Origin of the sequence: Streptomyces hesseae (assembly GCF_031845785.1) — a bacterium.
Lineage (GTDB): Bacteria > Actinomycetota > Actinomycetes > Streptomycetales > Streptomycetaceae > Streptomyces > Streptomyces hesseae.
Genome location: NZ_JAVRFI010000001.1, coordinates 753903 through 779546, shown reverse-complemented (window position 1 = coordinate 779546; position 25644 = coordinate 753903). Strand labels below are relative to the sequence as shown.

The 25644-nt window shown below is 73.7% G+C and carries 18 protein-coding genes and 1 pseudogene; 9 read left to right on the top strand and 10 right to left on the bottom strand.

Going from position 1 to position 25644, the window contains the following annotated elements; genetic code table 11:
- Positions 1–306 precede the first annotated feature (306 nt).
- From RM609_RS02960 to RM609_RS02950, 3 genes are all read right to left on the bottom strand, one after another.
- Positions 307–1065 carry a MerR family transcriptional regulator gene (locus tag RM609_RS02960; protein ID WP_311607662.1) on the bottom strand — a complete coding sequence of 253 codons (759 nt, stop codon included), beginning with the start codon at positions 1063–1065 and terminating at the stop codon, positions 307–309.
- 441 nt (positions 1066–1506) lie between these two features.
- Positions 1507–2088, bottom strand: a complete 582-nt coding sequence (locus RM609_RS02955; RefSeq protein WP_311607619.1) for an AAA family ATPase — start codon at positions 2086–2088, stop codon at positions 1507–1509.
- A gap of 50 nt (positions 2089–2138) precedes the next feature.
- The gene (locus tag RM609_RS02950; RefSeq protein ID WP_311607618.1) at positions 2139–2573 is read right to left on the bottom strand and encodes a MarR family winged helix-turn-helix transcriptional regulator; all 435 of its coding nucleotides are present in this window, start codon (positions 2571–2573) and stop codon (positions 2139–2141) included.
- Positions 2574–2634: 61 nt separating this feature from the next.
- Here RM609_RS02950 and RM609_RS02945 point away from each other — a divergent pair, with 61 nt between their 5' ends.
- Positions 2635–3780, top strand: coding sequence for an FAD-dependent oxidoreductase (locus RM609_RS02945; protein ID WP_311607616.1), 1146 nt, complete (start codon positions 2635–2637; stop codon positions 3778–3780).
- A 210-nt stretch (positions 3781–3990) separates the two neighbouring features.
- On the opposite strand, the gene RM609_RS02940 is transcribed toward RM609_RS02945, so the two are convergent.
- Complete coding sequence (locus RM609_RS02940; protein ID WP_311607614.1) at positions 3991–4908, bottom strand: CAP domain-containing protein; 918 nt, start codon at positions 4906–4908, stop codon at positions 3991–3993.
- Positions 4909–5036: 128 nt separating this feature from the next.
- On the opposite strand from RM609_RS02940, the gene RM609_RS02935 reads away from it, so the two are divergent.
- Positions 5037–5405, top strand: coding sequence for a hypothetical protein (locus RM609_RS02935; protein ID WP_311607613.1), 369 nt, complete (start codon positions 5037–5039; stop codon positions 5403–5405).
- Between the two features lie 32 nt (positions 5406–5437).
- On the opposite strand, the gene RM609_RS02930 is transcribed toward RM609_RS02935, so the two are convergent.
- Both RM609_RS02930 and RM609_RS02925 read right to left on the bottom strand, forming a co-directional pair.
- Positions 5438–5617 (bottom strand): SDR family oxidoreductase, encoded by a 180-nt coding sequence (locus tag RM609_RS02930; RefSeq protein ID WP_311607611.1) that lies wholly within the window; start codon positions 5615–5617, stop codon positions 5438–5440.
- On the bottom strand, positions 5535–5840 hold the full coding sequence (locus RM609_RS02925) for an SDR family oxidoreductase (protein WP_311607610.1): 306 nt from the start codon (positions 5838–5840) through the stop codon (positions 5535–5537). Before RM609_RS02925 ends, RM609_RS02930 begins: the two co-directional genes overlap by 83 nt.
- A gap of 139 nt (positions 5841–5979) precedes the next feature.
- Here RM609_RS02925 and RM609_RS02920 point away from each other — a divergent pair, with 139 nt between their 5' ends.
- A complete protein-coding gene (locus tag RM609_RS02920) occupies positions 5980–7263 on the top strand; it encodes a DUF1266 domain-containing protein (protein WP_311607609.1) in 1284 nt (427 codons plus the stop codon).
- Positions 7264–7266: 3 nt separating this feature from the next.
- Here RM609_RS02920 and RM609_RS02915 read toward each other — a convergent pair whose 3' ends face one another.
- Positions 7267–8244 (bottom strand): glycoside hydrolase family 25 protein, encoded by a 978-nt coding sequence (locus RM609_RS02915; protein WP_311607608.1) that lies wholly within the window; start codon positions 8242–8244, stop codon positions 7267–7269.
- Between the two features lie 165 nt (positions 8245–8409).
- On the opposite strand from RM609_RS02915, the gene RM609_RS02910 reads away from it, so the two are divergent.
- The 6 genes from RM609_RS02910 (at position 8410) to RM609_RS02885 (ending at position 16370) form a co-directional block, all read left to right on the top strand.
- Complete coding sequence (locus tag RM609_RS02910) at positions 8410–8745, top strand: effector-associated constant component EACC1 (protein ID WP_311607607.1); 336 nt, start codon at positions 8410–8412, stop codon at positions 8743–8745.
- Positions 8746–8749: 4 nt separating this feature from the next.
- A complete protein-coding gene (locus tag RM609_RS02905; RefSeq protein WP_311607606.1) occupies positions 8750–11353 on the top strand; it encodes a substrate-binding domain-containing protein in 2604 nt (867 codons plus the stop codon).
- Between the two features lie 19 nt (positions 11354–11372).
- Entirely contained in the window at positions 11373–12857 is a 1485-nt protein-coding gene (locus RM609_RS02900) for an extracellular solute-binding protein (RefSeq protein WP_311607605.1), read from the top strand.
- Positions 12858–12998: 141 nt separating this feature from the next.
- Positions 12999–14003, top strand: coding sequence for a CapA family protein (locus tag RM609_RS02895; protein WP_311607603.1), 1005 nt, complete (start codon positions 12999–13001; stop codon positions 14001–14003).
- A 181-nt stretch (positions 14004–14184) separates the two neighbouring features.
- A complete protein-coding gene (locus RM609_RS02890) occupies positions 14185–15231 on the top strand; it encodes a phosphatase PAP2 family protein (RefSeq protein ID WP_311607601.1) in 1047 nt (348 codons plus the stop codon).
- 122 nt (positions 15232–15353) lie between these two features.
- Positions 15354–16370, top strand: coding sequence for an aldo/keto reductase family protein (locus RM609_RS02885; RefSeq protein ID WP_311607599.1), 1017 nt, complete (start codon positions 15354–15356; stop codon positions 16368–16370).
- Between the two features lie 105 nt (positions 16371–16475).
- Here RM609_RS02885 and RM609_RS02880 read toward each other — a convergent pair whose 3' ends face one another.
- From RM609_RS02880 to RM609_RS02870, 3 genes and pseudogenes are all read right to left on the bottom strand, one after another.
- Entirely contained in the window at positions 16476–17684 is a 1209-nt protein-coding gene (locus RM609_RS02880) for a cytochrome P450 (RefSeq protein ID WP_311607598.1), read from the bottom strand.
- Positions 17681–17911, bottom strand: a complete 231-nt coding sequence (locus tag RM609_RS02875) for an MbtH family protein (RefSeq protein ID WP_311607596.1) — start codon at positions 17909–17911, stop codon at positions 17681–17683. The genes RM609_RS02880 and RM609_RS02875 overlap by 4 nt, the downstream gene beginning before the upstream one ends.
- Positions 17912–17984: 73 nt before the next feature.
- A pseudogene (locus RM609_RS02870) lies at positions 17985–25436 on the bottom strand (amino acid adenylation domain-containing protein); the annotation flags it as partial.
- Between the last annotated feature and the right edge of the window lie 208 nt (positions 25437–25644).

Below are 25644 nucleotides of genomic sequence, written 5' to 3'. Positions count from 1 at the left end.
CTTGCACGGCCCCGAACTTCGGCCACGTCCACCGGGTTGACGATCACTTTCGGGCAACTTCCCGGGAGCCACTCCGACCTTCAGCCATCACTCAGCGTGCGCGGACCACAGAAGTTGAGCCAGAACCCGAGTGCCGACAGCGATTGTTCAGCTCGCCGGGCGGCATTCGTTCAGGGCCAGGTTCGATGTTCATGAGAACGGGCAGCACCTTGCCCGGCATCCGCGGTGCCGGGCAAGGTGAGACTGCCGGTGCGGCAAGCAGGGGCCGCTGTCGGGCCGGTTCCCGTGGGCCGGCCCGGGCCCGGATCAGCTCAGCCGGGTAGCGGCGTACGCCTCGATGGCATCCCGCTGGTACGCGGCCAGACCCGGTGCGATTGCCTCGTACGCGGCGCGCCACGGCTCGTTGTCCACGCAGGAGCGGCCCATGGCCCGGTACTCGTCGGCGGTTACGGTCCGCAGTGCGGTCAGGGCCCGGTACTGGGCGTCCATCTCGGCCTGCACCGGCTCGGCGTCAACCGCATACCCGGCGGCCATGAGCTCGGCCAGCCGGATCATCTGCGCCGTGCGCTCGCGCTGTCCGGCCTCGACGTCCTCCGGGGTCATCGTGGCGACCCTGCGGGCGATCGCTTCGGCGTGCTCGGGGAAGTCGTGCAGGGTCGCCTCGTACTGGGAGGGCGTCACGCCCTCGAACAGGTTCTCCGGTCGGTTGATGGTCATGGGTCTACCGTCCTTCCTGGACTGCTCCAGTTCGGCGATCGTGCGGGAGACGGCAGCGGCCAGGACATCGAGCCGGTCCCGCTCGGCGAGCAGCCGCCGGTGGTGGCCGCGCAGCGCTTCCACCTCGTCGACCTGCGCGGCCAGGACCCGGCCGATCTCGGGCAGTCCTACGCCCAGCGCCCGAAGGACGAGGATCTGTTGCAGCAGCAGGAGCTGGTGTTCCTCGTAGTAGCGGTGGCCGTTGCTGCCGATCCGGGCCGGGGGCAGCAGGCCGATCTCGTCGTAGTGCCGCAGGGTCCGGGCGGTCACGCCCGACATCCGGGCGACCTCCGCGATAGGCCAGTCCAATGCCGCTCCCTCACGAATGCCTCTCCGGCCGGTCTCTCCGGCCTTGGTCAGGACGGTAGAAGCTGCCGCAGCGACAACTTCAACCCCGGAGGCCGGTGCCGTCGAAACGCTGCCCTCACTCGTGAACAGAGCCACGGCGGTGAACGGCAGCAGATCGACGGCCGCCTCCCGGGTCCACAGCGACAGTTCCGCCTGGGCGGCGGCGACCGGGTGCACCGCCTGCGCGATGCGCACTTGCTCGACGGTCACATCCGACAGCCCGAGCCACTGGGCCTTGCCGGCCTTGACCACCTCGGCCATGGCGCCCCAGGTCCGGACCGATCCGTGATGCGCAACGGGTGTCCTCCCTTGACCATCGCGACGTCTGCGGTACGGGCTGGGCCGGCAGGTTCGCGTCGTCGCGGCCGGCCGGCTCGGCCGGGGAATGCCGGATGCCCCGGGTCAGGAGACGGCGCCCTCGGTCCAGGCCCGCTTGAGGATCTCGTCGACCGTCTCGTCGACGGTCTGCTCCGAGGTGTCCAGCCACAGACCGATCCGAGGAGTGCCGTCCCGGAGCACCTTGTCGAGATCCTCGGGCTGCCAGTCGGGCCCGTAACCGGTCTTGGCCCGCTGCTCCTCGCGCCGCGCCACGGCCCCGGGGCCGGGCGCCAGAACGACCACGGCCAGCGGGCGGCTCCGGATCAGCCGGGTGATGTCCGCCAAGTGCTCACCGAGCAGGACGTCCTGCACGATCGCGGTGAACCCCGCCTCGGCATAGGCGTCGGCGGATGCGGCGGCCAGCCGGTGACGCAGCCGGAGCTGCGCCACGGCCTCGGGCGGCGCCTCGGCGGTCATGTGCGCCTGCCCGTTGACGATCATGCGGCGGAAGAGGTCACCGCGCACGTGCGCCGAACGCGGCAGACGCTCGGCGAGGGCCTGCGCGACGGTGGACTTGCCGGCGGCGGAGATCCCGGAGACAACGATGACTCCGGGGGTGGTGTTGTCCGTCAACTGCGAGAGCGCGTCGAGTTTCTCTTCGAACATAAGTGAGATCCTGCCGGATCACACCCGGGGAACGTTCGCGGAACGCCCACTCAGGTCGGCGTCTGCGCGACGAAGCGGGCCAGCAGCTCGTGCAGCTGGTGCTGTTGCCGGACGTCGAGAACCTCCAGCAATTCCCGCATCGCGCCACGGAACGACTCGCTCGCCTCCTGCAGGCGCCGCTCGCCCTCCTCGGTGATCACGATCTCGTATGCCCGGCGGTCGTGCGGTGCCCGGCGCCGCTTGAGCAGGTGGCGGCGCTCCAGGTCGTCGACGATCCGTACCAGGGTGGACTTGTCGATGCCGAGCGCCGCGCCCAGCTCGCGCTGGCTGCGGACCTGGCCGGCCTGAATGGCCGTCAGCACACCGGCGTGCTGCAGCTCGATACCGGTCGGCCGGGCCGCTTGGTTGGCCCTCGCGCGGGCGAGTTGGTGGGCGCGGAACATCAGCAGTCCAAGGGTGGCCGGATCGACGGGTTGAGTCTCCATGGGCGCTACGGTAGCGTGCGAGATGGTCTCAAATGAGATGATCTCAGTTGGGAGGCAGAGCATGCGTGCCCTGATAATCGGCGCCGGCCTGGCCGGCCCATGCCTCGCCCACGCTCTGCGCCGCCACGGCCATGACGTACAGCTCTTCGAGCGAGATCCCGCCATCGACGCCCGGGCGCAGGGATACCGGATCCACATCAACGGCCACGGGGACGCGGCGCTGCGCGAGTGGCTGCCCGCCGAGGCCTATGAGCAGGCCGTCGCCACGTCCTGCATGCCCGGCGGCGGCGTCAGTATGACCGGCCCCGACCTGCGGGAATTCACCGAGGTCGAGCTTCCCCCGGATACCGCGGGCATCACCGTCGACCGGCTCACGCTGCGCCGGATCATGCTGCGGGACCTGATGGACGCGACCCGGTTCGGTGCCGGTTTCTCCCATTACCGGCTGCTGGACGACGGAACGGTACGGGTCTTCCTCACCGACGGCTCCACCGCCGAGGGCGACCTGCTGGTGGCCACCGACGGAGCCAACTCCGGTGTCCGCAGGCAGCTGTTGCCCGGCTTCTCGGTGGCCGTGCAGGACGCCCGGCTGATCTACGGCCGTACGCCGCTGACCGCTCGGGCACGGCGACTGACGCCGTCGCCGGCGCTCGAGGGTTTCCTGGGCGTGGTCGGCCCGGACGGCCGCCGCCTCGCGCTGGCCGCGCAGCGGTTTCGCCGCAACCCGGCCGACTTCGGGCTGCCGGCGGCCGATGACTATGTCATGTGGGGCCTGACCGCCCCGGCCGGCGTCTACGGTCCCGATTTCTTCGAGCTCGGTGCCGTGGACCTGCTGGAGTTGGCGGTAAGCACCCTCGCGGACTGGGACCCTTCGCTGAGCGCGCTGGTCGGGCTGGGGGACCTCGGGTACCTTGTGCCCGCGAGCATCCAGATCTCCGAACGCCCCGAGCTGGGGCCGCCGGTACCGGTGACCCTGGTCGGTGACGCGGCACACCCGATGGCCCCGGCCGGGATCAGCGCGGGAGCCGCGCTCCACGACGCGGGGCTGCTTGCCTCCCGACTGCTCACGGGTGCACCCCTACTGGAGGCTGTCCGGTCGTACGAGACGGAAATGCTCGACTACGGCTTCGCCGCGGTCGCCGCCGCCACCCGGAGTTCGCGTACGGATCAGCGTCATCGCGTCCCGGGGAGTCCGCGCGGTCGGTGACACACGTGTGACGGCTCGTGAGGCGACGGATCCCCGCCGGAGTATTCCGGCGGGGATCCATCGCACCCCGGACCACGACGGTGTGGGGCGTTCGGTCTCCGTCTGTACGGGAGTTACTCCCCGATGGGTGGCCCGGCCTCCGGCCGGGCCGCCGGCCGATCACATCACCCGGGTCTACGTACATGAGTATCGGACCGGGGGTGGGGCGGGTCAGCCGACGAAGTCCTGCGCCCACCAGTAGGTGCCGCTCGTGTCGATGGTGACGCCGACGCCGGTGTACCGATGCCGGTCGTCGAGGATGTTCCGCTCGTGCAGCGGCTCCTTGATCCACGCGTCGACCACCGACCGGGCGTCCTTCCAGAAGCCGCGGGCGCCCGCCGCGTTCTCGGCGACCTCGCTGAACGAGCGCGAGTAGCCGTACTTTCGGAGCGAGTCGATCGTCCCGATGTAGTGGCCCTGCTGCTGCCGGCGGGACTGCTCGTCGGCCTCGTCCTGGGCGGCGTGCTCGACGACGGGGTCGTACTCCAGACGTGCCTTGCCGTGCTGTGCGCGGTAGTCGTTGACGAGGTCGAAGACCTGGCGCTGCAACGACCCGGGGTCCGGGTTGGGCTTCGGGGCGCCGCCGTCGGAGAACTTCCAGACCTGGGACGCGCTGTTGTTGCAGCTGTAGATCTGCACCGGGGTGCCGTCGTCGGTGTTGCCGCCGCGCACGTCGAGGCACTTGTTGGACTGCGGGTTGACCAGGACGTCGCCCTGGTGGCGCACCCACTTCTGGGCATTCGAGCCGTTGCAGTCCCACAGCCGGACGGGTGTGCCGTCGGCGGTGCCGCTGGACGCGACGTCCAGGCACTTGCCGAACGCGGTCATCGTGGCGCCGGTCTCACCGGGCTGCTCGACGTACGTCCACCGCTGGGACTCCGTGCCGTTGCAGCCGTAGAGCTGGACCGGAGTGCCGCTGTCCTGGACGCCGCCGCGGACGTCGAGGCACTTGCCGGCGAGGCCGACGAGCGGTCCGGCCTGCGCGGCCGCCTGCGCCGGCGCGGGCAGGGTGGCCACGCCGAGGGCGGCCAGGACAAGAGTGCCCCATATGTACGACTTCTTCGGCGGCTGCTTGGTTAACGCGTTCATCAGGCCCGTTCCTCTTCCTCGGGGGTGATTGCCGCGAGGAGGTTAGGAACGGGTGTTCAACAGGCGATCAACGCCCGGTGGCCGGCCCGGGCGGCGGGCCGCCGCGCGTGTGGTCATAATTCATGATCATGCACGCCAGCCTCACAGAACACGCCCGATGCCTGTACGACGACGAATACGAGGACGCGCCCAGGTGCGGCGGTGACCACCACGAGCAGTACTTCGTGGAGGAACTCACCTTCGCCGACGCGGACTCGATCGTCGCCATGCTCCGTGACCTCTCCCCCCGCCTCGTCGAAGGGCGCCTTCCCGGCTGGGTCCGGAACCTCGCCTACAGGCTGGCGATCCTTCAGCGGCCGGACGACCCGGCCCTGATGCGCGAGGCGGCCGACAGTCTCTATCTGCACGGCCCCGTCTGGGACGACGTGGCCGCCGACTTCCGGCGCCGGGCCGACGCGCTGGACCCGGCCGGCGCGGCCCTCGGCTCCTCCCGGTAGCCCCGGGGCCGGGGCCGTGCCCGTCTCCCGGTTCACGTGAGGGACAGCCCGCCGTCCACCGGCAGCACCATGCCATTGGCGTACGCGGCCTCCGGACGGGTGAGCTGGGTGATCCACCAGGCGATCTCCTCAGGCCTGCCGACGCGGCCGGACGGCACCCTGGCGCCGATCTCCCGGAGGAATCCGGTGTGCTGCTCCTCCGTCAGGCCCATGGGCGCCCCCGCTTCCCGTGTCGACCAGCCCCGGAGCTACGCCCACCACCCGGATGCCGCGCGGTGCCGGCTCGACGGCCCAGGTCCGGGTGAGGAAGTCCAGGGCGGTCTTGGCGGCGCCGTACAGGCCGTTGTCCGGCCACGAGCGCAGGCCGAGCGCCCCCGACGAGCTGACGACGACGCCGCGCGCGGTGGAACCCGTACCCCCGGAATGGACGGCCATGCCCGGCACGCCAGGGCCCCGCGCTCGAATCCCGGTGGACGGGGGCCCGCGCCCGGGCCGTCCGGGGACCGCCGGTAACGTACCCGCGTGATCTTGCGGTCGTCACCGGGGCGACGGGCATGGAACGGAAGGAAAACCCATGCGGACGGCGTCCGGGGACGATGCCCACGACGAAGAGGACGCCTACGAGGAGGACCATGAAGAGGTCTTCCCCTTCGTCCCCGTCCCCGAGGACGGCACCCGCTGGACGGCGCCCACCGACGTCGAACAGCAGTTGTACCGGCTGACCCGTACCGGCAACGCGTACGCGTACCTGCGCATCCTCGCCATCGAGGGCGTCTACTACCCCGTGCGGCTCGACGAGGCGCGGGCGGCCGGCGAGGACGAGTTCCCCATGCTGACCGTCCCGCTCGCCGACGGGCGCGTCGCCGCGCAGGTCTACACCGCCGGCCTGCTGCCGCGCACGCATCCGCACCTGGTCTACGAGTACGCGACGCTCGGGGCCCTCGCGGGGATCCTCCCCGGCGACGTGGACATCCTCGCGGTCAACGCCGCCACGCCCTGCGAGGAGTACTTCTCCACCGACGACGACGAACGCGAGACCTGGCTCGACCTCCACCACGATCTGTTCGAACCGGACGGCCTGGGCGACCGCGTGGTGACCCGCCGTACGGGCGCCCCGCCACCCGGCCCGCTGCTGCACGGCCTGGCCTGCGGTGCCCATCTGTGCTTCCAGAACGGCGACGCGTGGAACACCCCGCACTGGCACGGCTCGGGCTACCGGGGCGAGGTCGAGCGGATCGCCGCCGGCTGGTCCGTCCACGGGCGCGACGACTGGCGCGCGACGCAGGAGCGGCTGCTCGACGGCGAAGTGAGCCCCTGGTACTGGGACTTCGTCCTCGGCGCCCGCGTTGCGCTCGCGCCCGGCGGCCGGGGCGGCCACGTCGATCCGCAGCGGTGGCGCGCCCTCGTCGAGGCGGAGCTGTGGGCCCGCGCCCGGGAGAACGGAGTCCCCTCCGGCGACCCGGAGTTCGCCGGTCTCGTGACGCACCTGCGCACCCTGGTGGGCGAGGTCCTGCGGTACGAGGCGCGGTTCCGCGCCGACGGGCTCCTGCCTCCCGACGGGTTCGTGCGCTCGATCGCCGCCTGGGACCTCGGCCGCGGCTCCAACATGGCCCGCTGGGGCCGCGGCGCCCGGTACGCCACGGAGACCGAGATGCTCACGGCCCTCGAGCGCGTCTCCAAGACCGCGCGGGACGCGTACGGCTCGTGGGAGGAGTTCTCCGCCGGCTATGTGCTGGGCCGGTGTCTGCACTTCGACGAGGAGCGGTTCGGCGCCTGGTACACGGAGGTCCTGGAGGCGCATCGCGCCCTGGCCGCCGACCCGGAGAGCCCGTGGCGCACGGTGCCCTTCGCGAATTAGCGGCTATGCGACCTGCCGCCCCACCAGATAGCCCGTCAACTGAGCCGTCGAGCGGATCCTGACCTTGTCCACGACGCGGTCGGTGGGCAGGTGGAGGACGAGCTTGTCCCCGGCGACGGTGACCGGGACGGGCCCGGCCGCCCGGCCCCACGCGCCGCCCTCGTCGTGGAAGGCGGTGGTGACCTGGGCGTCCCTGCCCTGGGCGGAGAGGATCAGCCAGATGGGGCCGTTGCGGGCGCCGCCCGCCGGGGCGGCGAGGGTGCCGGCGGGTTCGACGGGCAGGTCGAAGTCCGCGTTCGCGGGGACATCGAAGTAGGAGTACATGTCTTCCTCCGTATAGCGGGCGGGAGGGGTGGGGGGAGTGCGCCGGAACGACAGGCTCCAGTCGCGCAGTTCGGCCGTGCTGCCGAGGGGGCAGTAGTCGCGGTCGACGCCGTCGTCGCTGTACTGGTGGAAGAGCCAGGGGTCGCGGATGCCGGGCCGGCCGGCCGGTCGTCCGGCGGTGGCGATCCACAGGAAGTCGCCGCAGTTCGAGGTCCGGTCGACGTACAGCCAGTACTCGAGGTTGCAGTAGATTCCGACCGCGTAGTCCGGCATCCGGCCCTTCACATACTCCAGCCAGGCGTCGCGGTAGGCGAGCTGACGGGACTTGGGGACGTTCGTGTTGGCGTCGTCGTAGCCCTCCCAGTCCAGGACGATGATGTCGCCGGGGCGCCAGGCGACCTGCCGGAGGAAGTAATCCGCCTCCGCGCGAGGGTCGTTGGCCATGTGGGGGTAGTGGTAGGCGCCCCAGACGAGACCGTTCGCCTTGACGTGGTCGCGCTGGGAGACCCATTTGGGGTTGATGTAGCCGAGCCCTTCGGTGATCTTGACGAAGACGAAGGAGAGCCCGCTGGTGTCGGGGGTGGAGGACTGGTACGAGGCCCAGTCCTGGCCGTGGATGCCCATTCGGAGCCCCTCTGCGGTGAGCCGAGTGCGCATGGCGGTGATGGTGGGGGAGCGCGCTTGGGCCGGCCGGGGCCGGCCGGTCCGGGGTGGCCGGGACAGCGTCGTACAACGGTTCGCATCCGGCAAGCGCCCCGGCGGACGAAATGCCGCTCCCCAGCCTCTCCTCGAACGCCGCACTCCGTGTCACCATGTCCAGTTATGACGCGGGGAGAGGGCGAATTACGGCACAGGGTGCGGGTCTCCGCGCCCGGACACGTCGCTGAGGGGGACATCGGCTCCCTGGAGGCGTGGCTCAGGGGTGAACCGGAGCTGAAGGACCGGGCCCAGGTCAAACGGCGTGCCCGGCCCGCCGAGGCCGGCGCCCTGATGGGGCCCCAACTGGACATCGTGATCGAGTGGGTCGGGGCCGCCACCACGACCGAGATCGTGCGCCTGGTGACGGCGTCGATCAAGGAGTGGGTGCGCAGCCGGCGGGCCCTCGGGGACGACAGCCCGCCCGGATTCCGCGCGGAGCGGGACGACGAGCGGGACTAGCGCGATGGCCGGATCCGGGCGGCAGGAGCGAACCGAGGACCGAGCCCTGCTCATCGGCGTGTCCCAGTACGTCAGCGACCGGCCGCTCGAAGTGGCGGAGGGACTCGGGGACATCGCGGCGGTCGAGCGCAATCTGACGGAGCTCACGGCCGCGCTGCGCGCGGGCGGGGTCTTCGCCGAGGACCGGATCGAGTCGCTCTCCTCGCCCGGCGTCGAGCAGTTCGAGCAACGCCTGGGGCACGTCCGGGACGCCACCGACGGACTGCTCCTGGTCTACTTCGCCGGGCACGGCATCGTCGACACGCGCACGGGCGGCCACGGCCGGCTGCTGCTCGGCCTGCGGGACGCCACGGTGGAGCACGGGGGGCCCGGCTTTCCCGGCTGGATCAGCTGGGACGACACGCTGCGCCGGCTGTGCTCGGGCGCGAGCGCCCGCCGCCACACCGTGGTGATCCTCGACTGCTGCTACGCCGGCAACGCGGCCGGCGCCTGGGAGGAGCTCGACGAACAGGACCAGGCCAGGATCTCGCTGCTGCTGGCCGTGCAGAAGAACCAGCGCATCGACGCGGGGGACGCCGCGACCCCGACGCCGTACACGGCGGAGCTGGTCCGGCATCTCGCGTACCTCGCGGGGGAGCCGGCCGGGCCCCTGACCCTGGGCGTCCTCCAGGAGCGCCTGGTGGCGGGCCTCAAGGAGGCCCGGACGGCGGGGCGCAGGGCGTGGAGCCCGCAGATCTGCCGGAAGGACGCGGGCGAGCACGTCGTCCTGGCCCGGCCGCCCGCCACCGTCCCGCCCGCCCCTCCGCCGCGCCCGGTGGCACCGCCCCCGCTGCCCCGGAAGCCGCCGTCCTCCCGCCGCGCGCGGCTGATCGCCGCGAGCCTGGCCGTGGTGGTCGCGCTCGCCGCCACCGTCTGGTGGCTCGCCTCCGGCGACTCGCGCGGCGACGGCCCCTCGGCCTCCTGCGCGCACCATCCGCCGCTCGAACTGCGGGTCCTCGTCGACCCGGACCTGGGGCCGGCCGTCCGCGAGGCGGCGGACGGCTTCGTCGCCTCCGCCGCCAACGAGGACGGCGACGGCTGCCGGCGTTCCGGCGTCACCGTCTACAGCGCCGGGTCCGCCGAGACCGTGGAGGCGTTCCGCACCCAGTACGGGGAGTGGGCGCACGCCGGCCGGTCCGGTTTCAATCCGGTGGGCACGGTCGGGCCGCAGCCGGACGTATGGATTCCGGCGTCCTCGTCGAGCGCGCGCCGGGCGCGGGACGAGAGCGGCACCCAGCCGTCCGTGCTCTCCCTGGACTTCGACGACGCGGAGCCGCTGGCCTACGCGCCCCCGGTGCTGCTGGTGCCCGAACAGCTGGCCGAGGCCGAGGGCGGCCGCACCGGCCGCACCCTCGCCGAGCTGATGACGGCGATGCGGGCGAAGGACGCGAAGGCCCAGGTCCGGCGGGCCGACCCGAGGAACACCGACGCCGCGCTCGCCGCCGCCCGCGGCCTGTACCGGGTGGACGCGCCACGCACCGTGGAGCTGTCACAGCGGCGCCAAGGACGGTCCATGCCGACCGGCAAGGACCTCGTCTGCGGCCTGGCCCGGGGCGGCTCGGCGGACGAACGGGCGGTGGACCGGCGCACCGCCGTCCTGGCGGCGGAGCCCACCCTCGCCCAGTACCGCGACTGCGCCGGGACGACCGGGGTGACGCGCGTGGCCGAGTACCCGGCCGACGTGCCCGGCCTCGACCCGGTCTTCGTCCACGTCCGCTGGAACGACGCCCGCCTGGACGAGGGGGAGCGGGACCGGGCCGTCCAGCGGTTCCGGGACTGGCTGGCGACGAAGGACGGCCGGAAGGTCCTCCAGGACGCGGCGTTCCGCCGTACGCCGAGCGAGCCCCTCCCCTCGCCGCCGCCCGGCCTGCTGAGCGACGCCGGCCCGCTGCCCCGCGCGCTGACCGTGGACGAGGCCGTCGACACCATGGAGAAGCACCGGCAGGCCAACGCCGCGAGCCGGGTCCGCTTCCTCCTGGACAGCTCCGGGTCCATGAGCCGCTGGTGGGACGGGCCCAACGGGGCGCGCGAGATCCTCAAGCAGGCGATGGGCCGCTTCGGCCCCGAGGACATGTTCGGCGTGTGGGGCGTCGCCTCCGCCGGATCCGACGCCCCCTACCGCGACCTGCTCGCCTTCGGCACCCACGGCTCGTGGTCCAGGGCCGCCGCCAAACCCGAGCAGGACAAGGCCGCCGAGGCGGCGAAGAAAGTGGACGACGCCGAACCGGACCTGTCCAAGGAGGCCGACATCGGCGGCGCGCTGAAGGCCGCGCTGGAGCAGATGCCCCAGGGGACCGAGGACGACGGCCACCCCCAGCTCGTCGTGCTCCTCACCGACGACGAGGACAACGTCCGGATGAACGCCGCGCGGCAGGACGAGCTCGTGGCGGCCGTCGCCGCCCGGAAGGTGCCCGTCGTCATGGTCTCGTTCGACTCCGGCGGCTGTCTGAAGGACCGGCTGGACCTGCGCGTGGCGGAGGCGAGCGGCGGCACGTGCCTGGACGCCCGGGGCGACCTGACCAGGGATCTCGGAGCCGAGGTCGCCCAGGTCGCGCAGGGCCGGGAATAGCACCGCGGGGGTGGGGGAGATGAGCGGCGGCAGGAGACACACGGGAATCGTCCGGTCCCTCGGCCGGTCCCTCGTCTGGTGTGCCGCGCTGCTGCTGGGCGCGACCGGCTGCTTCGGCCGCGGCGAGGCGGGCCCGCCCGCCGGGACGGCCTCGCCGCGGCCGGTGACCGGCACCCAGCTCGTGATCGCCACCGGTGTGGACGTCACCGGAAAGAACGGCATCCGCAAACACCTGGTCGACGCGTGGAACGACCTCCAGGAGAAGGAGCACTCGCCCTACCGGGCCCGCGCCGTCGTCCTGCCCGGCTCCGCGGACCTCCAGCGCAGTCAGCTCCTCGCGGCACTCCAGTCGGGCGGCGCCGCCTACGACATCGTCAACCTCGACGTCACCTGGGTCCCGGAGTTCGCCGCGGCCGGCCTCGTCCGGGAGCTGCCCGAATCCTTCGCCGACGACGGGGACGTCCTCCCGAAGGTCGCCGCCACCGCCCGCTGGCAGGGCAAGGTCTACGCCGTCCCCTACAACAGCGACGTCGGCCTCCTCTATTACCGCCGCGACTACCTGGTCGGCGGCGCGGGCGTCGACGAGAAGAAGCTCGACGCGCTCGCGCGGGGGCGGACGACCTGGGACGACGTGGCCTCGCTGATGGACGCGGTGGACGCCTGGGCCCGCACCGACAAATCCGACAAGTCCAAGAACTACCGGAACGCCTGGACGAGCCAGCTCAGCGCCTACGAAGGGCTCACCGTCAACGGCGTCGAAGCGTTCGCGTCCGCGGGCGTACGGCTGACCGGCGACGACGGCACGTACACCGCCTCACCGCGGATGCTGGAGAAGGGCGTGGCCGAGTTCCGGCGGCGCACCGCGAGCCCGCACACCCTTGAGGACGCCTTCGCGTCGGACGAGGCCGGCACCCTCAAGGACTTCGCGGAGGGCCGCACCGCCTTCCTGCGCCACTGGCCCTACGCCTACCGCACGCTCCACGCGGCCCTGGGCGACGACAAGCTCGGCGTCGCCCCCCTGCCCGGCGCCGCCGTGCTGGGCGGCCAGAACCTCGCGGTGTCCGCCAGCCCCGCCATGCCCGAGGCACGGGTGCGGAAGGCCCGGGAACTGGTCGCCTTCCTCACCGACAGGACGAGCGAGCGCTGCCTGCTGGACGCGGGCTTCGCCGCCACCCGCACCTCCTCCTACACGGACCCGGGCGTGTCCTGCGACGACCGGCGCGCACCGCCCGGCGCGGCCGCGCCGTCGGGCACGGCCTCCGAGGGCGGCGGCGACATGCCGCGCGACGCCGCCCGGCGCCCCCGCTACGCCCAGGACACCCTCCTGCCCGCCCTGAAGGCCGCCGCCCTGCGCCCCCGCACTCCGCTCTACGGAGCGTTCACCCACGCGTTCACCACGGAGCTCGCCGCACTCCACACCTCCGCTACGGCCCGGGCCGCGCCCGACGAGGACATCGCCCAGCGGCTCGACGCCGCCCTCCGCGCCGTCCTGCCGAGCGGCTGAGCCGCGGCGGGCCCGCCAAGGCCCCCTGCCGGGGTCCCGACACGCCCGGCGGAGCGTGACGGGCACCACCGGGCCCCGGCTTGGTACTACTGCGGGGAGACGGGTGCGTGAGCGCGCACCGCCCGGACGGAGGCGGAGCGGATGGCGCCGATCACGGTGGCGATGGCGGGCGACACCATGCTGGGACGCGGGGTCGGCGAGCGGCTCGGGGAGGCCCCGGAGCCCGCGACGATCCTGAGCGAGGAGATCCGGGACGTCATCGCCGGGGCGGATCTGTGCGTCCTCAATCTGGAGTGCTGCGTCTCCGGCCGGGGCGAGCCCTGGGCGGCCCCGGGCAAGCCCTTCTTCTTCCGGGCGCCCCCGCCGGCCGCCGCCGCCCTCGCCGAGCTGGGCGTGGACTGTGTGACCCTCGCCAACAACCACGCCCTCGACTACGGCTTCGACGCCCTCGCCGACACCCGCGAACTGCTGACGGCGGCCGGCGTCCGGGTCGTCGGCGCCGGGGCGGACGTCGCCGCCGCCCGCGCGTACACGGTGCTGGAGGCGCGCGGGGTACGGCTGGCCGTGGTCGGCGTCACCGACCACCCGGACGACTTCGCCGCCGGCCCCGGCCGGCCCGGCGTGGCCTTCGCGGATCTGCACAGGGGAGTGCCGGACTGGCTCACCGAGCTGGTGGGGCGGGCCGCGGCGGAGGCCGACGCCGTGCTGGTCACCCCGCACTGGGGACCCAATATGACCTCGGTGCCGCCCCACCACGTACGGGCCGCCGCGGCGGAGCTGCTGGCGGCCGGGGCGACTCTCGTCGCCGGGCACTCCGCGCACGTCTTCCACGGCGTGGCCGGGCCCGTGATCCACGACATGGGCGACTTCGTCGACGACTACGCCGTCGACCCCGTGCTCCGCAACGACCTCGGGCTGCTCTTCCTCGTCACCCTCGACAACCCCGCGCGACCGGACGACCCGGCCCCGGCGCCCTACCGGCCGGTCCGCCTGGAGGCCGTCCCCCTGCGCCTCGACTACTGCCGCACCGAGCCGGCGCGCGGCGAGGACTGGGAATGGGTCCGTGAGCGCTTCTCCCGGGCCTGCGCCGCCTTCGGCACGCCCGTGACCGTACGGGGCGAGCGACTGTTGGTGGAGTGGCGGTGACCCCTGTCACACGGCGGACCGTGCGCCCACGGCCGCGCCGGAAGGGTGTCACGCCGCGCGTGTAGCTTTTGCTGTGCAGCCGCGCCGATGACATCCGTGCGGCACGCACCCGTCACCCGACCGTACGCTTACCGTGCTGCCGCCCCGGTACCGTCGTACCGATACGAAGGACGCCCCACCCATGCCCTACGTGCGCCACTGGTTGCGCAACTCCATCCTGCTGTTCGCGGCCGCGATCGTGCTCGGGCTGGTCGCCGCGCACACCACGCTGATCCAGCCGCACGACCTGTCGCTGGACCGGACGATCCAGACCAATCTGCGCACCCCCTGGCTCAACCACGCGATGGAGCTGGTCAGCTACTGTGCCTCGCCGGTCGCCGGCGTGCTGATCCTCGCGGCCTGGAGCGGGTGGCTGTTGTTCGTACGGCGCCGGCCGACCGCCGCGGTCGCCACCTTCCTCGTGGTCGCCGTCGGCTGGAACAGCACCCAGATCGCCAAGGCCATCGTGGCCCGTGAGCGGCCGCCGCGGCAGTTCTCCCTCGACCCGGAGATCGGCTCCAACAGCTTCCCCAGCGGTCACACCGCCTTCACCGTCGCCGCCGTCGTGGCCGCGTACTTCCTCCTCCGCGAGACCCGGCACCGCCGTACCGTCATGGTCTGCGGTGTCTTCGCGGTCCTGCTCGTCGCCTTCTCCCGGATGTACATCGGCGCCCACTACCCCACCGACACCTTCGGCTCGGTGCTGATCGCGGGCTCCGCCATCCTCTTCGTCACCGGCGTGTGGCACGCCTGGCTGCTGCCGAGGCTCGACACGCTGCCGGTGGTGGCACCGCTGCTGGCGCGCTTCGGCCTCGCGGAGGAGCGGGCCGCGCTCGCGGCCGCCGAGCACGGCGACCACGGGGAGCACGGCCACTACGGTCAGCAGGGTCAGTACGACGGGTACGGCGAGCACGGCCAGTACGGACAGCCCGACGGGTACGGGCAGCACGGCCAGTACGGGCAGCCCGCCCAGGGCCAGTACGGGCAGCAGGGCGCGTACGACCCGTACGGGCAGCCCGGCCGGCCCGCTCAGCCCGGCCAGTACGGGGCGTACGGCCAGTACGACGGCCACCCGGGGCAGGGTGACGGCTACGGCGGTCAGCCCGGGGCGCAGCCCGGCGGCCCGTCCGGCGGCGGACGGCGCAGGGCGGGCGGCAACCCCTCCTCCGGCGGGCGGCACCGCCGCTGAGCCGTCGGCCCGGCCGCCGAAACGGCTGAAGAACACCACGTCATGGCGGACTTCCCTCGGGAGGTCCGCCATGATCCTTGTTAACCCCCGCCGGGCGAGGGCCCGTTGGTAGCGTGCCGCCCATGGACTTCCGTCACCTGGGACGCAGCGGACTGATCGTCAGCCGGATCGCCTACGGCAACTGGCTCACCCACGACGCGTCGCGCGGCGAGGAGACCGAGCGCGCCTGTGTACGCGCCGCCCTCGACGCCGGCATCACCACCTTCGATACCGCGGACGTCTACGCGGACACCCGCGCGGAGGAATCCCTCGGTCGTGCCCTGAAAGGCGTGCGCCGCGAGGGACTGGAGATATTCACCAAGGTCTTCGCCCCCACCGGGCCGGGCCGTAACGACCTCGGGCTCTCCCGCAAGCACATCCGCGAGTCGGCCGACAACTCCCTGCGCCGCCTCGGCACCGACCACGTGGACCTCTACCAGGCCCACCGGTTCGACCCTTCCACACCGCTGGAGGAGACCATGGAGGCCTTCGCCGACGTGGTCCACGCGGGCAAGGCCCACTACATAGGCGTCTCCGAGTGGACCGCCGACCAGATCCGCCGGGGCGCCGCGCTCGCCCGGGAGCTGCGGATCCCCCTGATCTCCAACCAGCCGCAGTACTCCGCCCTGTGGCGGGTCCCCGAGGCCGAGGTGATCCCCGCCTGCCAGGAGCTGGGCATCGGCCAGATCGTCTGGTCGCCGCTGGCCCAGGGCGTGCTCACCGGCAAGTACGAGCCCGGCGGCCAGTGGCCGGCCGGCTCCCGCGCCACCAGTGAGAACGACGGCTCCGAGCTGCTGGGCGGCTGGCTCAAGGACGACGTCCTGCGCCGGGTCGCCGGGCTGCGGCCCGTCGCCGACGGGCTCGGGCTGTCCCTCGCCCAGCTCGCCCTCGCCTGGGTCCTGGCCCGTCCCGGAGTCGTCACGGCCGTCATCGGCGCGTCCCGGCCCGAGCAGATCACCGACAATGCCAAGGCCGCCGACGTCACCCTGGACGAGGAGACCGTCGCCCTGATCGACGCCGCGCTCGCCCCGGTGGCCACCACGGACCCGGGCGAGACGGCGAAGAGCAGCCCGGGCTCGTCCGACTGGCGCCTGGCCTGACGCGAACGGCAAGGAACGGCAGGGAAACGGCGGGAGGCCCGGCCCCGCTCTCGCGGGACCGGGCCTCCGGGTCCGGGTCCGGCGCGGTGCCGGCCCGTCAGCCGGCTACCACTCGACGGGCAGCTTCAGCAGGCTCCGCACCTGCATGCCGTCCTTCCACTCCAGCTCCTCGAACGGCACCGCGCAGCGCATCCCGGGGAAGCGCTCCAGCAGCGTCGCCAGCGCCACCTGGAGCTGGAGCCGCGCCAGCGGCGCCCCCAGGCAGCGGTGGATGCCGTAGCCGAAGGCCAGGTGGGGGTTGTGCTCCCGGCCGATGTCGAAGCGGTCGGCGTTCTCGAAGACCTGCTCGTCGCGGTTGGCCGAGGGGATCGCCGGGAGGACCGACTCGCCCGCGCGGACCAGCGTGCCGCTGAGCTCCACGTCCTCCGCGGCGTAGCGGGCGAAGGTCACGTGCGAGATCAGCGGGACGTAGCGCAGCAGCTCCTCGACGGCCTGGGGGACGAGCGCGGGCCGCCGGACGAGGGTCTCCAACTGGTCCGGGTGGGTGAGCAGGACGTAGAGGGAGTCGATGAGCTGGGACGACACCGTCTCGTGGCCCGCGATCAGCAGCACGCTGATCAGCTCGACCATCTCTTTCTCGGAGAGCCGCTCCTCCTCGTCGCTGGCCTTGACCATGCCGCTGATGAGGTCCTCGCGGGGCTCGACGCGGCGCTCGCGCACCAGCTTGGCTATGTAGCCGTGGAGGGCGTCGGTGCCGTCCTGGGTCTCCTCGGCCGTCATCACGGTCGTGGCGGAGAAGGCGTCCAGCCACTGCCGGAAGTCGTCGCGGTCCTCGAAGGGCACGCCGAGCAGGTCGCAGATGACGGCGCCCGCCATCGGCACGGCGTACTCCTCCATCAGGTCGCCGGGGGCGCCGCGTGCCACCAGCCCGTCGAGGAGCTCGTTGGCGACCCGCTCGACGCCGGGGCGCATCAGCTCGACCCGGCGCATGGTGAAGACCCGCGAGAGCAGCCGGCGCAGCCGGGTGTGGTCGGGGGAGTCCATGCCCAGGATGCTGGTATGGATGGGCAGCGGCGTCAGCCGTGACTCGTCGTGCAGGGCGGCCAGGGCCCGGCTGAAGCGGGGGTCGCCGAGGATCGTCTTCATGTCGGCGTGGTTGGTGACGAGCCAGGAGTCCTCGCCGAAGGGGCATCCGACGCGGACGACGGGCTCGTCCCTGCGCAGCTTCGCGTAGATCGGGTCGACCTCGAGTCCGGCGGCCTCGTTGAACGGGTAGGCGGGCGGGGTCTGCGCGGTGCTCCGGGGCTCGTTCACGCGGTCCGCACCTCCGCGACCCGCTCGTACCGCGCCACGAGGCTCTTGGGCCGCATGTCGGTCCAGTTCTCCTCGACGTGGGCGAGGGCCTCCGCGCGGGTGCCCGGGCCGCGGGCTATGGCCCATCCGGCGGGGACGTCGCTGAAGGACGGCCACAGGGAGTGCTGTCCCTCGTCGTTGACGAGGACCAGGAAGGTCCCCTCGGTGTCGTCCCAGGGGTTGTTCACGATGCTCGTACCTCTCTGTCGTTGCTTTTACGGTGTGCTGCCGTTGTTGCGTGCGATCAGGGAGCGCGGTGCTTCACCGGTGGCCCGTCGGGCGCGGGAAGAACCCGGTGGAGACGAAGTGGCCGGCGTAGGCGTGGATCAGCCGGCGGTCGGGGGCGGGGAAGGCGGGGCCCGAATCCGCCAGTCCCGCGCGGACGTTGGCGTCGTCCAGGCGGACGCGGCCCAGCCGGACGAGGGCGGGCAGGACGTCGCTCAGGAGCACTGCCGCGTCCAGCCCGGCGGCGGGGTCGGCCTCGGCCCGTTCGCGCAGCGCCCGCACCCAGGCGTCCCGCTCGACGTCCGCCAGCCGGTAGCCGTAGGCCCGGAGGTGGTCCAGGAGGGTGTCCAGGGGCAGCGGCCGGGGGCAGACCAGGTGGTGGGTGAGGCCGAGGCTCTCCTCCCGGCGCGCGAGGCGGATCACGGCGGCCGCCGCGGAGTCGGCGGGCACGAGGTCGACCACGGCCGCGGGTTCGTCCGGCCCGGTGAGCCGGGGCGCGGCGCCGAGGACGAGCATGGCCCGGACGAGCTGCCACAGGACGTCGTCCTGGGGTCCGGCCCCGCCGGTGGAGTGGCCGCTGATCCGGCCCAGGCGGTGGACGGTCACGGGCAGGCCGCGCCCGGCGGCCGCCCGGACGAGCTGTTCGGCCACCCACTTGCTCGCCGTGTAGCCGTCGGCCGCGACCTCCGGCGCCGGGACGAGACGGCTCTCCGGGATTTCCTCCGGCAGCGCTCCCGTGCCCACCGCGACCGAGGCGGTGGAGACGTAGTGGACCGGAACGCCGCTTCCGGCGGCGAGCCGCAGCACTTCACGCGTCCCGGCCACGTTCGCCGCGCGCAGCCGGTCGTAGGGGTCGACCGCGCTGACGCGGGCGCCGTTGTGGTAGATCGCGTCGAGCCGCCCGGCCAGTGCCGCGAACCGGTCGGGGGCCAGGCCCAGCAGCGGCTTCTCCAGGTCGCCGGGGACGGGAACGACCCGCTCGTCCACGCCCTCGTCCGCCAGGCCGTGGCGTGCCAGGCCCGCCCGGATCCGCCGCTCGGCGTGCCCGGCGTCCCCCGCCCGTACCAGGCAGTGGACTTCGGCGTCCGTGCGGTCGAGGAGCTCGCGCAGCAGGAACGAGCCGACGAACCCGGTCGCGCCGGTGAGCAGCACCCGCTCCGGCCCGGGAACGCGCTCCGCCCGCCGGCCGACGGTGAACCCGGCGTCCAGGACGGCCTCGGCGGCCAGGTCCACCGGCACGGCCGGGGCCGGCTCCGCCGTGCCGTCGACGGCCGCCAGCAGGGCCGCGACCGACTGGTGCTCGAAGAGCGCGCGGACGGGCAGTTCGACGCCCAGCCGCCGGCGGAGCCCGCTGATCACCCGGGTGGCGAGCAGCGAATGCCCGCCCAGGACGAAGAAGTTGTCGTCGAGGGTGACCCGGGAAACGCCCAGGACCTCCGCGAAAAGCTCGCACACGATCCGCTCGCGCGGAGTGCGCGGCTCCCGGCCCGTCGACAGCGCGCCGAAGTCCGGTGCCGGGAGCGCCGCCCGGTCGACCTTGCCCGTGGCCGTGACCGGCAGCGCGTCCAGCACCAGGACCGCCGACGGGACCATATGGCCCGGCAGCAGCGCGGCCGCGTGGGCGCGCAGCGCGGCCCCGTCCGGGCCCGGCGCGTCACCGGCGGGCACGACGTACGCGGTGAGGTACGTGCCGGCCCGGTCGTCCCGGCGGGCGACGACGACCGCCTGGGCCACCCCCGGGTGGGTGCCGAGCGCGGCCTCGATCTCGCCGGGCTCGACCCGGAAGCCGCGGAGCTTGATCTGGCCGTCGGCGCGGCCGATGAACTCCAGCTCCCCGTCCCGGTTCCAGCGGGCCACATCGCCCGTGCGGTACATCCGCCCGCCCGGCTCCCCGAACGGGTCGGCCACGAACCGCTCGGCCGTCAGCCCCGGCCGGCCCAGATAGCCCCGGGCCAGCCCGGCCCCGGAGATGTGGAGCTCGCCGGGGACCCCGGGCGGCACCAGGCACAGGTCGCGGTCGAGGACGTAGGCGCGGGCGCCCACGGTGGGCCGGCCGATGGGCGGCGCGCCGCCACCGGACAGGGGGGCGCTGAGGGTGGCGCACACCGTGGTCTCGGTGGGCCCGTAGCCGTTGAGGAAGCGGCGCCCGGCGGACCAGCGACGGACCGTCTCCCCGCTCACCGCCTCACCCGAGACGATCATCGAGGTGAGCGAGGGCAGGTCCGTGGGCTCCAGCACCGACAGCGCGGCGGGCGGCAGCGTCGCGTGGGTGACGCCGTGCCGCCCGGCCAGCGCGGTCAGGCCGGGGCCGGGGGCGGTGACCCCGGCCGGGGCCATCACCAGCGTCGCCCCCGTCAGCAGCGCACCGCACAGCTCCCACACGACACCGTCGAAGCTGTGCGAGGCGAACTGGAGCACCCGGCTGTCCGAGGTCACCCCGAACCGCCGCAGCTGCGCCCGGACGACGCCGGTGAAACCCGAGTGGGTGACGACCACGCCCTTGGGGCGGCCGGTGGAGCCGGACGTGTAGATGACGTAGGCGGGGCTCGCGCTGTCGAGGGGGCGCGGCCGCTCGGCGTCGGTGACGTCGCCGTCCCAGTGGGCTCCGACCGCGCGCCGCGTCTCCTCCCGGTCGAGGACGACGCGGGGCAGGTCCGGAGCGCCCGGCAGGGCCAGGGACGTCGCGAGGTCCGTCAGCAGCAGGCCGGGCGCGGCGTCGTCGAGCATCAGGCGCAGCCGGGCCTCCGGGTAGCCGGGGTCCAGCGGCAGATAGGCGGCGCCCGCCTTGAGCACGGCCAGGGTGGCCACGATCGCGTCCGGGTCGCGGGGCAGGGCGATGGCCACGGTCGTCTCCGGGCCGGTGCCGTGGCCGAGCAGATGGCGGGCCAGCCGGTTGGCGCGGGCGTTGAGCTCACGGTACGTCAGCGTCCGTACGCTGCCCTCGACGTCGTCGCCGTTGTCGAAGAGGACGGCGGTCGCCTCGGGCGTCCGCCGGGCCTGCTCCTCGAACAGCTCGGGCAGGGTGGCGGCGGGCACGTCCTCGCGGGGGTCGCCGCCACGGGCGAGCAGGTCGGCGCGTTCCCCGGGGAGCAGGACGTCGAGGGCGCCCAGCCTGCGGCCGGGGTCGGCGGTGACGGCCTCCAGCAGGCGGACGAACCGCTGGACGATCCGCTCGACGCCCTCCCGGTCGAACAGGTCGGTGCTGTACTCGGCCACCCCGTCGACGCCCAGCGGCCGCCGGTCCGGGCCGTGCCGCTCGGTGAGGGAGACGGACAGGTCGAAGCGGCAGGCCCCGGTCGGCCACGGCAGCTCGGTGACCGCGAGGCCCGGCAGCTCGGGCGCGCCCTGCGGGGCGTTCTGGAGGGCCAGCATGACCTGGAACAGCGGGTGGTGGGCGAGGCCGCGAGCGGGCGCGAGGGCGTCGACAAGCCGCTCGAAGGGCACGTCCTGGTGGGCGTAGGCGGCCAGGTCGGTCTCCCGGACGCGGGCCAGCAGGTCCCGGAAGGAGGGGTTGCCGGAGGTGTCGGCGCGCAGCACCAGGGTGTTGACGAAGAATCCGACGAGCCCGTCCAGGGCGGGGTCGGTACGGCCCGCGACCGGGCTGCCGATCGCGATGTCGGTGCCCGCGCCCAGCTTGGTCAGCAGAGCGGCCAGCGCCGCGTGCACGACCATGAAGGGGCTCGCGCCGCAGGAGCGGGCCAGTTCGGTGATCCGCCGGTGGAGGTCCGCGTCGAGGGTGAAGCGCAGGGTGTCGCCGCGGTGGCCGGCCACCTGAGGGCGGGGCCGGTCCAGGGGCGGCTCGGTGCGTTCGGGCAGCCCGTCGAGGGCGCCCTTCCAGTAGGCGAGCTGGCGCGCGGCGGCGCTGCCCGGGTCGTTCTCGTCGCCGAGCAGCTCGCGCTGCCACAGCGTGTAGTCGGCGTACTGGACCGGCAGCGGCGCCGTGTCCGGTGCGCGGCCCGCCCGGCGCGCGGTGTACGCGGCGGCCAGGTCGCGCCAGAGCGGGGCCAGCGACCAGCCGTCGCAGGCGATGTGATGGACCACCAGTACGAGGACGTGCCGGCCGGGCCCGGTGGTGAACAGCCCGGCGCGGACGGGGATGCCGCCGGCGAGGTCGAAGGGCCGCCGGACGGCCTCGTCGACGGCGGCGTCCAGGGCCTCCGGGGCGACCTCGGTGACGGTCAGCGGTGGCCGGGCGGCGGCCGGGTCCAGGACGAGCTGACGCGGCACCCCGCCGTCCTCGGGCAGGACGGTGCGCAGGCTCTCGTGCCGCTCGACGAGGTCGCCGAGCGCCGCCTCCAGCGCCGCCCGGTCCGGCTCGCCGTCCAGGGCCAGCACCAGCGGCACGTTGTAGGCGGCCCCCGGCTCCTGGAGGCGCTGGAGGAACCACAGTCGCTGCTGGGCGAAGGACAGCGGTACGCGCCCGGGGCGCTCCGCCGGGACCAGCGGGGGCCGTTCGCCCTCCGCCGCCTTCCGGACGGCGCCGGCGAGCCCGGCGACCGTCGGCGTCTCGAATACGGTCCGTACGGGGAGCTCCAGGCCCAGCACGGACCGCAGCCGGGCGGTGAGGCGGGTGGCGGACAGGGAGTGGCCGCCGAGGGCGAAGAAGCTGTCGTCGACGGTGACCCGGGAGACGCCGAGGATGCCGGAGAACAGCCCGCACAGCAGCTCTTCGAGGGGGTCGCGCGGGGGCCGGCCGTTCGCGGCGGAGCCGGTGTCCGGCTCGGGCAGGCGGCGGCGGTCGACCTTGCCGTTGGGGGTGAGCGGCAGGGCGTCGAGGACCACGGTGGCGGCGGGCAGCAGATACTCGGGGAGCCGTTCGCGCAGATGGGAGCGGATGGAGGCGAGCAGGGCGCCGGTGTCGCGGGCGGTCGCGGGGGCGTTGACGAGCGAGGCGAGCGGGACGCCGGTGGGCCCTTCGCCGCCGGGGGCGCCGGGGGCGCGGCCGGTCAGTTCGATGTCGAGGACGTCGTCGGCGGTCGTGGACGCGGTGGCGATGGTGGACGCGGTGGCCGACGTGGATGCGGTGGCCACCACTCGCAGGCTGAAACGTTCCGCCAGGTGGTGGAAGTCCTCCAGGAGTTCGCCGCCCGTCTCGTCACGGCCGGTGCCGAGCGCGGTGACCTCGCCGCGCTCCTCCAGCGCCCGGGCCGCCGCCGCGACGGGCGCGAGCCGCCCGTCGGGGACACCCGTAATCCGCAGCCCGCCGGGATGGGTGCTGCCCAGCAGGGGAGCCAGCGCCGCCGTGGAGGTCACGTCCCGGCCCCACCGCAGCGTCGCGGGGGGCGGCGGGGGTGCCGTGGGGCCCTCGGTCCCGGCCTTGCGCAGGACGGCGTCGTAGCGGTAGCGGGTGAGCTCGTTGGCGTACCGGCCGCGCTTGACGCGCACCTCGGCGCCGTCGGTGCCGGGGACGGCGGCCGCGAGCTCGGTGAAGTAGGCGGGGTCGACCAGGAGTTCCTTCTCGCGCACCACGCTGTGCTCGACGGCGGCGCGGAGCGCGGCGGGGTCGGCGGGCGGGTCCGGGCGGCGCAGCTGGACGTCGGTGTGGAAGCCGCGCAGCCGCCGCAGGTCGCGGATGTCGCCGGCGAAGACCGCGCCGCCGGGCGCGAGCAGGCCGAGGGCCTTGGTGAGGACGTCCGTCAGATAGCGGCCGTCGGGGAAGTACTGGGTGACGGAGTTGACGACGACGGTGTCGAAGAACCCGGCGGGCAGCTCGTCGATCCGGTCGGCGGGCAGGGCGCGCAGCTCCACGCGGGAGGCGAGGGCGGGGTCCCGTCCCACGAGCGTCCGCAGGCCGTCGATGACCCGGCCGGAGAAGTCCGTGCCCCAGTAGGACTCGCAGTCGGGGGCCAGCCGGGACATCAGCAGGCCGGTGCCGACGCCGATCTCCAGCACCCTGCGGGGGCGCAGTTCGCGGATCCGCTCGACGGTGGCGTCGCGCCAGTGGCGCATCTGGTCCAGGGGGAGGGGCAGCCCGTCGTAGCTGCTGTTCCAGCCGGAGAAGTCCTCGCCGAAGCGGGCGTGGGCGACGTCGCTGTAGAGTGCGTCGTAGATCTCCCGCCATTCGCCGAGCTGCTCGGCCGGTGCCTCGTTCTCGGGGCCGTCGGCCGGGCCGTCGGCCGGGGTGTCGGCGGGGACGACGTAGCCGACGAGCCGTTTGTCGCCGGGGCGGTCCTCGCGGACCACGACGGCCGCCTGGGCGACGCCCGGGTGCCCGGCGAGGACGGCCTCGGTCTCGCCGGGCTCGACGCGGAAGCCGCGGATCTTCACCTGGTCGTCGCCGCGGCCGACGAACTCCAGCAGCCCGCCGGGGCCGCGGCGTACGAGGTCGCCGGTGCGGAACAGCCGTTCGCCGGGGCCGCCGAGGGGGTCGGCGACGAACCGTTCGGCCGTCAGGCCCGGGCGCATCCAGTAGCCCCGGGCCAGGCCCGTGCCGCCGAGGTAGAGCTCTCCGACCTCGCCCGGCGGCACGGGCCGTAAGGAGGCGTCGAGGATCTCGGCGCGCATGCCGTCCATGGCGGAGCCGATGGGCACGACGGTGTCCAGGGCGCCCGGTTCGGCCACCCGGTGGCACGTGGCGAACGTGGTGGTCTCGGTGGGCCCGTAGCCGTTGACGACGGCCGTGCCGGGGCAGGCCGCCAGCACCCGGCGGACGGCGGCGGGGGAGACGGCGTCGCCGCCGGTCCACACCTCGCGCACCCCCCGGAAGCACGCGGGGTCCTCCTCGGCCAGCACCGCGAAGAGCCCTGCGGTCACCCACAGCCCGGTCGTCCCGGTGGCGGCCACGACGGCGGCGATGCCGCGCGCGTCCAGCTCGCCCGGGGGCGCCACCACGACGGTGCCGCCGGTGAGCAGGGGCACCCACAGTTCGTATGTGGAGGCGTCGAAGGCGTGCGGCGAGTGCAGCAGGACGCGCTCGTGGGCGCCGCCGTGCCACGCCGGGTCCCGGACGAGGGCGGTGATGTTCCCGTGGGTGACGGCGACGCCCTTGGGGGTGCCGGTGGAGCCGGAGGTGAACATCACGTACGCGAGCCGGGCGGGATCGTCGGCAGGCTCGGGGGCGTCGGGACCGGTGGTCGGCTCGCGGTCGTCGTCGGCCCGCAGGGCGAGCACGCCGTCGCCGAGCCCGGCGGGCGGGGCCGTCCCGGCGTCGGTGAGCAGGGCACGGGCTCCGGTGCGGGAGAGGATCCACTCCAGCCGGGAGGCGGGGTGCCGGGGGTCCAACGGCACGTAGCAGCCACCGGCCTTGACGATCGCGAGGAGGGCGACGACCAGGCCGGCGGAGCGGTCCATCAGGACGGCGACGGTGTCGTGCGGCGCCACACCCCGTGCGGCCAGCCGCCCTGCCAGCCGGTCCGCCCGCGCGTCCAGCTCCCGGTAGGTCAGGGACGTCCCCCCGTCCCCGGACACCACCGCTGTCGCGTCGGGCGTCCGGCGGACCTGCCGGGCGAACGCCGCGGTGAGGGTGTCGGGTTCACCAGGGGAAGCGGTGGGGCCCCCGGTGAGGGGCCGGAGCGCGGCGGAGCGGTGCTGTGCGGAGTGGTGCTGTGCGGACACGCGTCAACATCTCCTCTGCGCGGACTTCACCGGACCGGCGGCGGCGTGCCGACGGGCCGTTCGGCCGCGGTTGGACAGGCACATGTGCTCGCCGGGAGGGCCGGAAGCGGCCCTGGGCGACGCCTAGCGATCATGTCTCGGT